Raw genomic sequence first — 15653 nt, forward strand, 5'->3', positions numbered from 1 at the left:
GGTTATTAAATTACTGTGAAATATAAAAACACACCATAAGCAACTAACAGCAAAACTCCTTCTTTTAAACTCAGACTGCCTTTTTTTGGTAAAATTACCATTGGCAACAAAATAAAAGCAAAACCAAGCATCCAATAAATATCCTGACTTATGATTCTAACATCTACTTTTTCAATAGGTTTTATAATTGCTGTCACTCCTAAGACACTTAATATATTAAAGATATTAGAACCTATAATATTACCGATAGAAATATCATTTTCTTTTTTAATAGCAGCGATTATGGATGATGCTAATTCAGGAATACTAGTTCCAATAGAAACAACAGTAATTGCAATAACCCGTTTACTAACGCCTACACTTTCAGCTAGATTAACAGCTCCTTTTACTAATAATTCAGAACCACCCCATAAGGCAACTCCTCCAATTATTAAAAGTCCAAAAATCTTAACATAAGACATATTTTCTTCCATAGGAACATCAATATCTACTTTTACCTTTTTATTATTTCGAATTAAAATAATTAAAAAAATAGCTAAAAGACTTATAAAAATAAAACCATCAATACGAGTTAAACCTCCATCAATTATAAGAAAAACGAATAACAAGGTTGAAGCGATCATTTTTGTAGGCCAATCTGTAATGTAAAAACTTTTATCAACTTGAATAGCATTAATAAGTAAAACTACACCAAGAACTAAACCTATATTTCCAATATTAGATCCAATTACGTTTCCAAGAGCAATATCTGGAAAACCATCTAAAGCCGCTTTTACACTAACTATCATTTCTGGTGCTGAAGTTGCAAAAGAAACAACCGTTAAACCCACAATAATTTTTGAAATATTAAGTCGTAATGAAAGTCCTACTGAAGATTTTAATAACCAATTTCCTCCAACAACTAATAATACTAGTCCAATAATAATAAATAATATATCCATAAAACAATTAAGAAATTACACCACTGCCCAATACTTCATCTTCTTTGTGCCAAGCAACAAATTGACCTTCTGTAATAGCTGATTGAGGTTCATTAAATACTACATACATTCCATCTTCAAATTGATGTAGGATAGCTTTTTGTAAAGGTTGACGATAACGAATACGAGCCATTACTTCCATAGTTTCATTTGGCTGTAAGGTTAAATCTTCACGGATCCAATGTATTTCATTTTTTTTAATAAACAAGGCACTTTTAAATAAACCAGGATGATTTGCTCCTTGTCCAGTATAAATAATATTTTTTTCAACGTCAGTTTCAATTACATATAAACCTTCTTTAGTTCCTCCTACATTTAGTCCTTTTCGTTGTCCTTTAGTAAAGTAATGAGCACCTTGATGTTTACCAACAGTCTTTCCTATTTCATTTGAATAATCTCTATTTCTTGATTCAAAAGCAAAAGCTTCTTCTTGTGAAGAAAATTCTGGAGTTTCTGTATTAAAAATAGTGGCTTCTTCTGGTACTTCAATAATAATACCTTCTTTAGGCTGTAATTGTTGTTGTAAAAACTCTGGTAAACGAACTTTTCCTATAAAACATAATCCTTGAGAATCTTTCTTTTCAGCTGTAATTAAATCTAATTTTGCTGCGATTTCTCTTACTTCAGGTTTTGTTAATTCACCAATTGGGAATAAAGCCTTAGACAATTGTTCTTGAGATAATTGGCATAAGAAATAAGACTGATCTTTATTACCATCTTTACCTGCTAATAATTGATATGTTTCTTTTCCTTCCTGTTCAATAGTTCCTTTTCTACAATAATGACCTGTTGCTACATAATCCGCTCCAAGAGACATTGCTATTTTCATGAATACATCAAACTTAATTTCTCTATTACATAATACATCAGGATTTGGAGTTCTTCCTTGTTCATATTCTTTGAACATGTAATCGACAATTTTTTCTTTATATTCTTCAGACAAATCTACTGTTTGAAATGGAATTCCTAATTTTTCAGCAACTAAAAGTGCATCATTACTATCTTCTAACCATGGGCATTCATTCGATATAGTTACAGAATCATCGTGCCAATTTTTCATAAAAAGACCTATAACTTCATAACCTTGCTCTTGTAATAAATAAGCGGCCACACTAGAGTCTACTCCTCCAGAAAGTCCTACTACTACTCTTTTCATTTTCTTAACTATTATTTTTCATTTTTGGGTTTTAACTCTGTTGGAGCCATTTTACCTTCTTTATTTTTCTCTAAGGTAAAAGTCTTTCTTGTTTCTCTGGAAATTTTCTCCTTAGAAACTAGCTTCCCATTTTCATACGTTTCCCAATAACCCCATTTTCTATCATTCTTAAATTGACCTTTTACATTGATATTTCCTTTTCCATCATAATATAATGCAGGTCCATCTAATTTTCCACCCTTATAGTTTATCTCTTCTAAAATTGTTTCATTCTCAGCATATTTTTTATATAAACCTTGCTTTTTTCCATTTACATAGTTTGAGACTTCAGCTAAAGAGCCATCTTTATAAAAAACTTTCTTTACTCCATTGAGTTTACCTTGTTTATAGTTTTCAAGAGACATTAACTGGTCACTTTCAAAATGAAAATATTTCCATTCTCCATGTGGTAATTTATTTACCAACAAACCTTCACTTACTTTATTTCCTTTTTGATTGTAAAAAATGGCATAACAAGAACCATCTCCTTTAGAGAAATTCCTTGTTGCTATTACAGTTCCTGCTTTGGTATCATCAAAATATTTAAAAACTCCAGTTTCTTTACCATGATTAAAGTTACCTTCATATCTAGGTCTTTTTGATTCTTTATAAAATCCTTTCCAAACACCATGACGTTCACCTTTTGTATCAAACTGATTATTCTCAACTTGAGAGAAAACTGTTAAACAATTTAGAGCAAGAAATAGGAAGGCTATGAGGGATTTTATTAACATTTGTCTTATATATATCATATACTTATAGGTTTTTTACAATCAATTAATTAAACAATAATAAATCCAACGTTAAACTTTTTACTTTTTTACTTTTTTCTTATTTAACGTTATGCTTTTTTGTTTAAAGTTTTTTTACATTTGCTTAAACAATTAAAACAAAATGCTATGAAAAACTTTGCAAAATTAATCAAATTAACTTTAATCGCTACTACATTTGTAACGATGTTTTCATGTTCTGATGATGACACGGTGGTAACTCCAGTAAACAATAGTATTGCAGCCGTTACATCAAGATCTCCACAATTTACAACACTAGTTTCTGCTTTGGACAAAGCAGGATTAGTACAAACATTAGACCAAAATGGTCCTTTCACAGTTTTTGCACCTACAAACGATGCATTTAATGACTTTTTAACAGCTAACAACTTTGCTTCACTAGATGATGTACCAGTTGCTGTTCTTAAAGAAATATTATTAAATCATGTGATTATGGGTACAAATTTATCTACAGATTTATCCACTGGTTATGTAAAATCTATGGGTAAAGGTTCCGCTTCTGACACAAACACATTAAGTTTGTATATTGATACAGAAACAACTACAGATGTTGTTGTTAATGGAATTGCTACCGTAACTACTCCAAACATCCTTGCAGCTAATGGTGTAATTCATGAAGTTAATGCTGTAATAAACCTAGCTACCATTATTGACCATGCACGTGCTAATCCTAACTTTTCAACTCTTGTAACAGTGGTAACAAGTACTGACACGAATGGAAATGGTTTTGGTGATCAAAGTGCAGTAGCTACTACTTTGACTACAAATACAACTCCATTAACAGTATTCGCTCCTACAAATGATGCTTTTGCAGTTGCTGTTGGTGCTGGAGGTTTTGCAGAAAATGCTACACCATCTCAAGTTTCAACAGTATTACAATATCATGTAACTGCAACTGGAAATGTAGTGTCAACCACATTAACAGATGCTCAAGTTATTCCAATGATAACAAATCCGATACAAGAAATAACAATAGATTTAACAAGCCCAGCCACTCCAAAAATTACAGATCAATCTGCTACACAAGCTACTATTGTTGTAGTTAATGTACAATGTTCTAATGGAATTATCCATGCTATTGATAAAGTTTTACAACCAACTCTATAATATCAAAAATAATTAGAAGTAAGTTAAGGTTATTATTTAATCTTCTTAAAAACTCGATTGATATTGCATTAATCGAGTTTTTTATAAAATTGTTTTTCCTAATTCTACTGCTCTACTATTAGCTGCAAAAATTCCATTTTTGATAAATTCTAATAAATTATTATCTTTAAAAACTAACATAGCAGCTTCAGTTGTCCCTTTTTTTGATGCTACTTTATTAATCCATTCTTCATGTGATAAATCGCTTCTGTTTTGAAGTTGAACTGCTCCAATAAATGTTTGACTTACTAAAAACTCTGCTTCCGATTTAGAAAAACCTAATTCAATTGCTGCTTGAATCATTGCATTCATAAAATAAAATACATAAGCAGGTCCGCTTCCTGAAACAGCTGTTGTAGCATTCAACATTTCTTCTTTATCAATATAAATAGACTTTCCAGTGGTGTTAATTAAATTTTGAATAATAAACAATTCTTTTCGATCTACACTTGATGAAGCACAAAAAACAGTCATTCCAAGACCGATTTGTGTTGGAATATTTGGCATTGATCTAACTATTTTTTCACAACCCAATTTTTCTTTAATGGATTCTAATGTTACACCAGCCATCACAGATAGAATAAGATGTTCCTTATGAATAAAGGATTTTATTTCTTTTCCTAATAAACTAAAATCTTGAGGTTTTACTGCAATTATTATAATATCTACATCGAAAATAGCCGCTACGGGTTTGGTAAAAAAATTATTTTCATCTATTGAATAACGGTTTTTATTTACGAAACCACTCCTCGTTAATACTAAAATATCTGAAGCATTAATAAATCGAGAACTGACGAAACTATTTGCATAGGTTTGCCCCATATTTCCATAACCAATAATAAGTATTCTCATGTATTTTCTATTTATTTGTTTTTTTGAACGTTGAGAAACAATCTTTAAAAGATTTATGCTAAAGATATTTAGTATTTACATTTAGAAAAACAATTTCCTATTTTATAACAATTTCCTTAGTATTGTTTCAAAAAAAAATCCCTGTTGTTTGAACAGGGATTTATAAAAAATTACTTTTTTTATTTATTTTTCTTTTGAGCTTCTGCTTGTTCCATCATTTCCCTCATTTTTCTTTGGAATTTACTCTCAGATTTAGGTTTCGCTTTATTCTCTTGAATTCTAGCGTGAATCTTATCTTCTTTTACAATATAATTTTTAATTACTAACATAATTCCAATTGTAATCAAATTAGAAATAAAGTAATACAATGATAAACCAGAAGCATAGTTATTAAAGAAAAACAACATCATTAACGGAGAAATGTAAATCATTATCTTCATTATTTTGCTCATATCTGGCATACCTTCTTGTGTAGGAGCACTCATTTGTTGGTCTCCAGTAGTCATTTTCATGTAAAAGAATATCGCTATTGAAGCCAAAATTGGGAATAAACTCACGTGAGAACCATATATTGGAATTCGAAACGGTAATTCATAAATGCTATCATAAGAAGACAAATCATTTGCCCAAAGGAAACTTTTTTGTCTTAAATCGAACATTGATGGAAAGAACTGAAATAATGCATAGAAAACTGGCATTTGCATCAATGCAGGTAAACAACCTGCCATAGGGTTTACTCCTGCCTTAGAATACAATTTCATTGTTTCTTGTTGTTTCTTCATTGCATTATCTTTGAATTTTTCATTCAATTCTGCAATTTCTGGACGTAAAACTTTCATTTTAGCTTGAGAAACATACGATTTGTAAGTTACTGGTGACATTACTAATCTTACCAAAATAGTAAATAAGATAATTGCAAAACCATAACCAATTCCTATACTAGAAATAAAACCAAAAACTGGAATAAAGATATAACGGTTAATCCAACCGAAAATTCCCCAACCTAATGGCATTATTTCATCTAAATTTCTATCATAACCATTTAAAATTTGATATTTTGAAGGACCATAATACCAATTCATATTATAGTTTATTGCTCCGTTTTTAACTTCTAAAGGAACTTCAGCTATAAAATTCTTTGTAAAAACAGTATCTATTTCTTCATTATCTACTAAATTATCAGAAGAAAATCTAGCTGATTTGAAAGGAGTGTCTGTCAATAAAATAGACGTAAACATGTGTTGCTTAAATGCAATATAAGAAACATCAGCAGCAGTATCTTCTGAATCTTTAGCTGCATTTAAATAATCATCTTTTCCACCCTCATATTCAAAGACTAATTCTGTATATCTGTTTTCATACGAGATACTCTTTTCATTGCGATAGGTTTTTAATTGCCATTCTAAATTAACTGGTTTAGAAGGATTAATTACACTTTCTAATCCTTGAGAACGAATAGAGAAATCTAACATGTATTCTCCTGGCTTAAGAACATAACGGTATTCTAAGAATTGAGTTGGACCTGCTTTCAATTGCATAGTCACTACTTGGTTCTCTCCTTCTTTTGATACTTTAGGTTCGAAAAATAAATCAGAAGTGTGTAATAGTCTATTATCCGTAGTGTTTAATGCTAAATCGAATTTTGCATTATTTTCTTTTATAATCTTTACAGGTTTATTTGAATTCTTTTCAAATTGGTCATATCCTAATACAGTAGCATCAATAATGTAACCTCCTTTATTAGCTATTTTTAAAGAAAGAAGATCATTTTTTATTTCTGTAAAATCTTCTTTAGCTGAAGGCAATGTTGCTGAATATGCAAAAGTACCTAAAGCAGCTTTTGTCTGTTCTTGAGAAATTGAATCTGGAAGTATTTGAGCAGTTTCTACAACTTTATCGGTTATTTTTACTGTATCTTCTTGTTCCTTTTTAGCCTTTTCTAGCTTTTCTTTTTCTTTTAATTCTTCAGGTGTAGGCTGATTTGAATACATCATCCACATTAAAATACCAGAAATTAAAACAAACCCAACAATTGATTTTAAATCAAACTTTTTTTCTTCCATTTTAATTATTTGTTCGAAGGCTTAAGCCAACGGCAATTACTATTATTTACAAATATTCCAATAGAATTTTATTAGCCCCGATTGACGTGGAAATCTTTTTTATTTTTAAAATAAAAAAATTGCAACAAAAAGCGGGAAAATGGTTGGCTAAAAAACACCAAGCCATTCGCTCAAAATTCTATTTATTCTTATGTTGAACAGCTGCTTTCACGAAACTCACAAAAAGTGGGTGCGGATTTAAGACTGTACTTTTATATTCAGGATGATACTGTACTCCTATGAAAAATGGGTGGTTTTTTATTTCTATTACTTCAACTAAACCAGTATCTGGATTTATTCCTGAAGCAATTAAACCAGCATCTTGCAATTCGTTCAAATATCTACCGTTAAATTCGTAACGATGACGATGACGTTCCATTATTTCTGTTTTACCATAAATTTTGTTGGCCAACGTGTTTTCTTTCAAGCTACATTTCCATGCTCCTAAACGCATGGTTCCTCCCATATTAATTATATTTTTTTGCTCCTCCATTAAATTAATTACTGGATGCTTTGTACTATCATTCATTTCTGTTGAATTGGCATCTTTATATCCTAAAATATTACGTGCAAATTCTATTACTGCCATTTGCATTCCTAAACAAATTCCTAAAAAAGGAATATTATTTTCTCTTGCAAAACGTACTGTATCAATTTTACCTTCGATACCTCTGTTCCCAAAACCAGGAGCAACTAGTATGCCATCTAATCCTTTTAGATGTTTTTCTGCCGTTTTGACATCTAAATGTTCAGAATGAATAGAAATCACATTCACTTTTGTTTCATTGGCAGCACCAGCATGAATAAAGGCTTCTAAAATAGACTTATAAGAATCTTGCAATTCTACATATTTTCCAACTAGACCAATATTCACTTCATGTCTTGGATTTTTATGTTTTTGTAAAAACTCATTCCATTGTTTTAAATCTGGACTATTTTTTTCAGGTAAGTCTAATTTTTTAAGCGTTACAGTATCCAAACCTTCTTCTAACATTAAGTTAGGCACGTCATAAATAGTAGATGCATCAATTGATTGAATAACCGCTTCTTTTTTAACGTTACAAAACAAAGCTAATTTCTGACGCAAATCATCCGATAATTCATGTTCTGTTCTACAAACTAAAATATCCGCTTTGATTCCGCTTTCCATTAATGTTTTAACAGAATGCTGTGTTGGTTTTGTTTTTAATTCACCAGCAGCAGCTAAATATGGAACTAAAGTTAAGTGAATTACAATTCCATTTTCATCTCCTAATTCCCATAATAATTGACGAACAGATTCTATGTAAGGCAATGATTCGATATCACCAACAGTTCCTCCTATTTCAGTTATTACGATGTCAAAATTTCCGTTTTGACCTAATAATTGCATTCTCGATTTAATTTCGTTGGTAATATGTGGTACAACCTGTACCGTTTTTCCTAGAAATTCTCCTCTTCTTTCTTTTTCAATTACAGATAAATAAACCCTTCCTGTGGTTACATTATTGGCTTGTGATGTAGGAACATTCAAAAAACGTTCGTAATGTCCTAAATCCAAATCGGTTTCTGCACCATCATCTGTTACATAACATTCTCCGTGTTCATAAGGGTTTAAAGTACCTGGATCGACATTAATGTAAGGATCGAATTTTTGAATGGTCGTTCGATATCCTCTTGCTTGTAGCAATTTTGCCAGAGAAGCTGCTATAATTCCTTTTCCTAAGGAAGAAGTAACACCTCCAGTAACAAAAATATACTTCGTTTGATTCATTGTGTTGTGGTTTGTTGTAGTTGTGTAAAAAACTTGGCAAAGATATGTTTAAATATTAGATTTTTGAAATTACATTTTATAAAATTCCAAAAACATTTTAATAAAAAAATGCCATTTGATTTTCAAATGGCATTTTTTTATTAAAATGTTTTTGCTTATTCTTGTGCAGTTCCTATTTCATTTATTTCACTAATATCAGACTTAGGATCATCACCATACTCGTTTTTTCCATTATCACCCTCCGTACAAGCTAATATCAAATTATAAATTGGAATTAAGAGATACCAACCACTTTTCCCTACATCGTGCATTCTTCTTACTCCAACTGCTATTGAAGGAACTAAAAATACTAAACTTGAAATTGAGCCTAAAATCCCATTACCATTTTCAGGATTACCAATAAACAAACCTCCAAGTCCATCAATAATACCCAAAACAATACTAATGATAATATTTACCAATACAAAATACCAATATTCTTTTCTTCTAGCTCTTCCATTGAAATTTGCATAATTTTTAATTACGACTTTTTTCCACCAATCAATTAAGTTGTAGTCTTGTTCTTTTTTTTCCATAATTAACATTTTTAGTATTGTTTATATTCAAATATCTTAAAAATTAAAGAAAATAAACAAAGGGATAATACAAAGTTATTAACAAATTTATTTTTTAGGAAAATTTCTTCTAATATTTCTAACTAGTTCTTCTAATCCATTTAATTTTAGTTCGTAAACCAGTTTTAATTGTTCACCTAATTGTCCTTTTGGAAAGCCTTTATTACTATACCAAACTACATAGTATTCTGGCAAATCGATTAAGTACCAATCTTTGTATTTACCAAAGGGCATTTTTGTATGAGCAAGTTTTATTAGTTGGTCGTTGTTGTTCATTTTTTAAGATACTAGAAAATAGATGAAAGAAAATAGACTAATTAACGAGAGAATACTTTATATTATCTATCTACTATTAAAAATTTCTACTTCCAATTAAAAGTGACTTCTTTTTCGATGTCTGGATGTAAGCTTAATAAAACAGGGCAAGTCATTGCTGCTCTTTCTAGTATTGTTTTGTTTTTATCGGTAGTTTCGATTGACATGTCTAATACTACGATTATTTTACTTATCCTTCTTGGTTCTGACTGCATTATTTTGGTAACCGAAATTGTAGAATCTTTTAAATCAATATCTAAATCTTTTGTTTTTATAGCCATAATAGAAACCATACAACTTCCTAAAGCTGTGGCTACTAAATCGGTTGGAGAAAAAGCTTCTCCTTTACCGTGATTATCAGTTGGTGCATCCGTTAGTATTTCAGTTCCAGATTGTAAATGTATGCAAGTGGTTCGTAAATCCCCTACGTATGTTATCTTAGAAGTTGGCATCTTTTTCTTTTTCTTTTACTTTTTTAATAGAATAGTCTGTGTCGTAATACATTAAGTAAACTCCATTATTAATAATATTTCCATTATCATTAACATAATCGAATGTATTCTCAAAATATTCAGTTTTATTTGATTGAACCGATTTTGCATACCCTTCTTCTTGATAAATACGTAAAATAGTATCAAAAGTAACATCAAAGCCTCTTGCTGCTGCACTACTTGGTAATGTTCCGTTTTCTTTAAGATATTTATTCGCAAAAACCTTATCTGATTCTGTTTCTATCTCTTTTCTGTTAGAAGGAAATAACATATTCAATTCGGTTAAATTCGTCATTGGAATTTCTTCAAAATCCAAAGTATCATATAATTTTAAAACTACTAATTGAATGTCATAATCTGATTTTAATTTAATCAATAAATTAGTTACGTTTAATATTTGAGAAGTCGTTTCAGATTCAATAATAACAAAGTTCTTTTTATCCTTTACTAACAACGTTTTCAATTTATCGGTATCTACTCCTCCTTTATCATTAAATCCTGGAAATTTTACTCCAGGATATCTAGAAACTAAATACTCCTTAGTTGAACCTTTTTTAGTACTAACTACAGCAATTACATTTCCATTATTCTTTTCAAAATGAGAAAATAATTTATTCATCATGTAATCTTCAGAAGGTACAGCATTGTATAAATTAGGATATTTCATACCTACTTCTTTGGATAGAGGAGAAATGACTGGAATACTGTCTTTTAACAATAATTCGGCAGTTTTTTCTGCAAGTGAATTTTGGAATGGTCCAATTACTGCATCCACATTAGAAAAATCATTTTCTAAAATCAATTTAGAAATATTAGAACTTGTTCGAGAGCTTTCTACATCAAGAATTTTCACATTTAGAGGTAATCCTAAAACTCTTGCAGAATCTATAGCCATAATTGCACCTGAATAAAATTCTAAGGATAGATTTAAAAGTGGATTTTCTTTTAATGTCTGTTTTATAGATGTTGTAGCATTCCCATCTAACTTACTCAAATTAAAAGGTAACAATAAAACTAAGTTCTTTTTGTTATTCTTATTTATGGTTTCTACCAAATTTACGACTTTCTTTTCAAAATAAATACTATCTGCTTTTTTTGAAACTCCGTCTGAGTAAGGTAATTTTAAAATCATTCCTTCTTTTAGCCCATCTTTCAAATCAGGATTTAATGCCACTAATTCTTCTTTAGATATATTTAATTCTCTTGTAAGACTGAAAAAAGTTTGTCTAGGTTTTACAGTATATAATTTTACATCATTATCTGTATTATTATTGATTACTGTAACTGTTTTTTCAATTTTTCTTTTCAGAGTTAGAATTGTTCCTTCTTTTAAACCGTCTTTTGAATCTGGATTTAATGCAATAATATCTTCTATTGTGATACCGTATTTTTTTGAAACTCCATAAAGTGTTTCTTGTGGTTGTACTTTATGAGAAAATGTCTCGATTGTGTTTTTAGTACTTTGTACTTCCAGATAATTTTCATTTACAGGCAATGATTCTTTTCCTACAATAATTTCTTGTCCTTTTTTTAAACCATCTTTCAATAATTCAACATTCCATTCCTCCAATTGAGGAACAGTCACTTCATATTCTCTTGCAATACTATATAAAGTTTCTTTAGCTTTTACTTCGTGAATAATATTTTTAGTTTCTGTCTTAACTATAGCAGTTGTCGTTTTTGGAATTAACAAGACCGTTCCTTCTTGAATTCCATTTTTAGCATCAGGGTTTAACCTATAAATATCAAAAGGTGTAATTTGATATTTTCTAGATATCTGATAAATCGTTTCACCTTTTTCTACATTATGTCTTAAAAAATTGTCTTGTTTCGCCTTGGCTGCACAAGAAATAAAAACAAAGAATAAAATTAAAAGCTTAAAAATTCTCATAATTAGGTTTTAAATTGTTATTGAATAACAAATAGATTTGGTATTTATTATATTTATAGTCAAATTTTATTCCAATTTTAATTCAACTATTTTTGCATTTTCGTACAAAGGTAAACTTTCTTTGGTCTTAATAGCAAATAAAGCTTCTTCAAACAATTTAAATTTATCAGTATAAACGCAATAAGTAAACGTATTTATATCATAAAAAAAGCTTGTTTTTAATTCACCTTTATCAGATAATTCTCTAGCATATTTATCTCTTTCGCTTTGACTTTTAGTTACTTTATGCACAATATAAAACCCATCTTCCACTTGTTTTAAATTGTTAATTCTTTCTATTGCAGGAATTTTTTCATTATTAAAATTACTTTCTTTAATTTTTGCTCGAATTTCTTCCAAACCAATTTGCTTTTCCTCTACATCGACAATACTTCTTTCTTTTTTAATATTATTTTGATAACGAATTAATTTTTGAAGTGCCAATCTATCATCATATTCTCTTGCTGAAGCACTATAAAAACTTGCTTTTTCGATACGCTTTGTAATGATATACTCTTTTTCTTTTTCTATTGTAGCCATCTTAAAAAATAGCGATTCATTAGTTTTATCACTATCAGCATGTAAGGCTTTAATTTTTTCAATTTGCTCTTGTTCGGCTTTATTTTGAGCCTCAATTTCAGCCATAGATTTACTACGCTTTTTGAGTTCTTGATCTTGAGCCACGTTAACCCTTTGTACCTTATTCATCAAAGAAACATAATTTTTTCTTGATTCATTTAGGTCTTTCTTTAATTGAATAATTAACTTACTTGTTTCAATTCTATTAGCTTGTGTTTCCTTTTGTAACTTTTTATATTCTTCTACATCTACTATATTAGAATTTTTTAGTTTTTCTAAATCTTCATACATATCTCCAACTAAAGAATCTAATTTAGAAGTTAAAACATCTTGAATATTTTTGTTAGAGGCTAAAATTAATTTTAATTTATCTACAGAAGAACCTTTTGAATTATCGATTTCTTTTAAATCAATTTTTAATGAGTTCATTTTTATTATTTTCTGATTCATTTGTTCTTGGACAATTAATTTGTCTTCTAAATCTTCAATTTTAGCATTTTGAGCTTTATTCTTTTCAATCTCTGCTTCTTTTTCTGCTATTGTTATCATCAATTCATCAGAAATATCCTTTGGAGTAATACCTTCTTTATTAACAGCTAAAATAGTTCCTTCGGCAAATCTGTTTATAATTTCAGGATTTTGTAATTCCAATTGTTTGATACTAATTTTATACAATTTAGATACTGAATATTTAGTTTCTCCAGATTTAACCTTATGAAAAACAGTTTCTTCAGTTATAATTCTAGGTTTTCCATCTATTGTTTTTTTTCTTAAAGGAATAGCAATAACTTGTCCAGTTTTCAAGCCGTCTTTTAAATTATCTTTGTTTAATTCTTCTAAATCTTGAACAGAAACATTATAAGTTCTTGCAATTCCAAATAAAGTTTCCTGAGATTGAACAGTATGTGTAGTTGCGTTCTTATAATTAACTTCATTTTTTAAAAGTGGAATAGCAATTTCTTGACCTATTGATAAACTTGCTTCAGCAATTGAAGCATTTACTTTTTTAATTTCATCAACAGATACATTAAATTTTTTTGAAATAGAATATAGAGTTTCTTTAGGTTGAACTATATAAGTTTTAGTTTTAATTTCTTGAGCAAAAAGCAAATTGGAGCATGCCAATAAAATCAAAATATATTTCATGAAGCGATTGTTTATTTTTTGAATTGAAAAAGTCATTACAAAGTTATTTATTGTAACGACTTTTCAAAGCTTTTGTGTTAAAATTATCTAAAAATTATAAAAAAATTATTCCCACTCAATCGTTGCTGGTGGTTTTGAGCTAATGTCATACACTACTCTATTTACTCCTTTAACTTTATTGATAATTTCATTAGAAGTTTTCATTAAGAATTCATAAGGCAAATGTACCCAATCAGCTGTCATACCGTCAGTAGATTCAACTGCTCTTAAAGCTACTACTTTCTCATAAGTACGCTCATCACCCATTACACCTACACTATTTACAGGTAATAAAATAGCACCTGCTTGCCATACCGAATTATATAAATTATGTTCTTTTAAACCATTGATAAAAATAGCATCTACTTCTTGTAAAATAGCCACTTTTTCAGGTGTAATATCACCTAAAATACGAATAGCTAAACCTGGTCCTGGGAAAGGATGACGCCCTAATAATTCAGGATCAATTCCCAAAGTAGCTCCAACTCTACGCACTTCATCTTTGAATAACATTCGTAAAGGTTCAACTATTTTAAGTTTCATAAAATCTGGTAAACCACCTACATTATGATGCGACTTTATTGTTGCTGATGGACCTCCAGTTGCAGAAACTGATTCAATCACATCAGGGTAAATAGTTCCTTGTCCTAAAAATTTTACATCTGTTAATTGGTGTGCTTCATCATCAAAAACTTCAATAAAAGCATTTCCAATCGCTTTACGTTTTGCTTCAGGATCATCTAAACCAGCTAAAGCATCATAAAAACGTTGAGAAGCATCCACTCCTTTTACATTTAATCCCATTCCTTTATATTGATCTAATACACTTTGGAATTCATTTTTACGAAGTAAGCCGTTATTTACGAAAATACAATACAAGTTATTTCCTATAGCTTTGTTCAATAAAACGGCTGCAACTGTAGAATCAACTCCTCCTGATAAACCTAAGACTACTTTATCAGTGCCTATTTTCTCTTTCATTTCTGCAACAATTTCCTCAACGAAAGCCTTAGGAGTGAAATTCTGAGGTACTTCAGCAATTTTGACTAAGAAATTCTCCAACATTTGTTTTCCTTCAGTAGAATGATACACCTCAGGGTGAAATTGAATAGCATAAGTGGTTTCCCCTTCTATTTTATAAGCTGCATTTTCAACATCTTTTGTGCTAGCAATTCTAACACCGTTGGTTGGCAATTGTTTGATAGAATCAGAGTGAGACATCCAAACTTGACTATTTGGGCTAACTCCTTCTAAAAAAAGTTCATTTTCTTGAATAAAAGAAAGGTTGGCTCTTCCATATTCTCTTGTGTTAGAAGCAGCGACTTCTCCACCTGAAAAATGAGCTAAATATTGTGCCCCGTAACAAACCGCCAGTAAAGGCATTTTACCTCTTATTTGAGATAAATCTGGATGTAAAGCCTCTTCAGAACGAACTGAAAATGGACTTCCACCTAAAATTACTGCTTTGTATGATGATAAATCTTCTGGAATTTTATCGAATGGAAAGATTTCACAAAAAATATTTAACTCTCTTACTCTACGAGCAATTAACTGTGTGTATTGTGAACCGAAATCTAAAATTAATACGTTGTGTTGCATTGTTTTTAAAAGTTAGAAGTTAGAAATTAGAAGTTAGAAGTTTTAAAATTCACACTCATAACAAGTAACTCATTTTTATATGTAATAATTTGTTGTTTTAATGTTTATATTAATTTTGAGA

At 29.7% G+C, this 15653-nt stretch carries 13 protein-coding genes; 1 reads left to right on the top strand and 12 read right to left on the bottom strand.

All coding sequences use genetic code 11. From position 1 onward, the window contains the following. Positions 1-5: 5 nt before the first annotated feature. The 3 genes from FIA58_RS14275 to FIA58_RS14285 are packed head-to-tail and all read right to left on the bottom strand — an operon-like array spanning position 6 to position 2927. The gene (locus tag FIA58_RS14275; protein ID WP_140963163.1) at positions 6-941 is read right to left on the bottom strand and encodes a calcium/sodium antiporter; all 936 of its coding nucleotides are present in this window, start codon (positions 939-941) and stop codon (positions 6-8) included. A 7-nt stretch (positions 942-948) separates the two neighbouring features. Further along, complete coding sequence (mnmA, locus tag FIA58_RS14280; RefSeq protein ID WP_140963164.1) at positions 949-2136, bottom strand: tRNA 2-thiouridine(34) synthase MnmA; 1188 nt, start codon at positions 2134-2136, stop codon at positions 949-951. Between the two features lie 11 nt (positions 2137-2147). After that, positions 2148-2927 (bottom strand): toxin-antitoxin system YwqK family antitoxin, encoded by a 780-nt coding sequence (locus tag FIA58_RS14285; RefSeq protein ID WP_208022812.1) that lies wholly within the window; start codon positions 2925-2927, stop codon positions 2148-2150. A 147-nt stretch (positions 2928-3074) separates the two neighbouring features. Between FIA58_RS14285 and FIA58_RS14290 the strand changes: the two genes are divergently transcribed. Then, entirely contained in the window at positions 3075-4073 is a 999-nt protein-coding gene (locus FIA58_RS14290) for a fasciclin domain-containing protein (RefSeq protein WP_140963165.1), read from the top strand. An 81-nt stretch (positions 4074-4154) separates the two neighbouring features. Here FIA58_RS14290 and proC read toward each other — a convergent pair whose 3' ends face one another. The 9 genes from proC to guaA form a co-directional block, all read right to left on the bottom strand. After that, on the bottom strand, positions 4155-4964 hold the full coding sequence (gene proC / locus FIA58_RS14295) for a pyrroline-5-carboxylate reductase (RefSeq protein WP_140963166.1): 810 nt from the start codon (positions 4962-4964) through the stop codon (positions 4155-4157). A gap of 179 nt (positions 4965-5143) precedes the next feature. Then, positions 5144-7027 (bottom strand): membrane protein insertase YidC, encoded by a 1884-nt coding sequence (yidC, locus tag FIA58_RS14300; RefSeq protein WP_140963167.1) that lies wholly within the window; start codon positions 7025-7027, stop codon positions 5144-5146. Between the two features lie 178 nt (positions 7028-7205). Beyond that, positions 7206-8819 (bottom strand): CTP synthase, encoded by a 1614-nt coding sequence (locus FIA58_RS14305; protein ID WP_140963168.1) that lies wholly within the window; start codon positions 8817-8819, stop codon positions 7206-7208. A gap of 155 nt (positions 8820-8974) precedes the next feature. Beyond that, the gene (locus tag FIA58_RS14310) at positions 8975-9394 is read right to left on the bottom strand and encodes a DUF805 domain-containing protein (protein WP_140963169.1); all 420 of its coding nucleotides are present in this window, start codon (positions 9392-9394) and stop codon (positions 8975-8977) included. Positions 9395-9481: 87 nt separating this feature from the next. Beyond that, positions 9482-9709: a DUF3820 family protein gene (locus tag FIA58_RS14315; protein WP_140963170.1), complete on the bottom strand. Its 228-nt coding sequence runs from the start codon at positions 9707-9709 to the stop codon at positions 9482-9484. An 86-nt stretch (positions 9710-9795) separates the two neighbouring features. Next, positions 9796-10200, bottom strand: coding sequence for an OsmC family protein (locus FIA58_RS14320; RefSeq protein WP_140963171.1), 405 nt, complete (start codon positions 10198-10200; stop codon positions 9796-9798). After that, positions 10187-12130: a LysM peptidoglycan-binding domain-containing protein gene (locus FIA58_RS14325; protein ID WP_140963172.1), complete on the bottom strand. Its 1944-nt coding sequence runs from the start codon at positions 12128-12130 to the stop codon at positions 10187-10189. The genes FIA58_RS14320 and FIA58_RS14325 overlap by 14 nt, the downstream gene beginning before the upstream one ends. Positions 12131-12196: 66 nt before the next feature. Beyond that, on the bottom strand, positions 12197-13894 hold the full coding sequence (locus FIA58_RS14330) for a LysM peptidoglycan-binding domain-containing protein (RefSeq protein WP_165928931.1): 1698 nt from the start codon (positions 13892-13894) through the stop codon (positions 12197-12199). A gap of 105 nt (positions 13895-13999) precedes the next feature. Next, on the bottom strand, positions 14000-15532 hold the full coding sequence (gene guaA, locus FIA58_RS14335; RefSeq protein ID WP_140963174.1) for a glutamine-hydrolyzing GMP synthase: 1533 nt from the start codon (positions 15530-15532) through the stop codon (positions 14000-14002). Positions 15533-15653: the final 121 nt, after the last annotated feature.

Origin of the sequence: Flavobacterium jejuense (genome assembly GCF_006491595.2) — a bacterium.
GTDB lineage: Bacteria > Bacteroidota > Bacteroidia > Flavobacteriales > Flavobacteriaceae > Flavobacterium > Flavobacterium jejuense.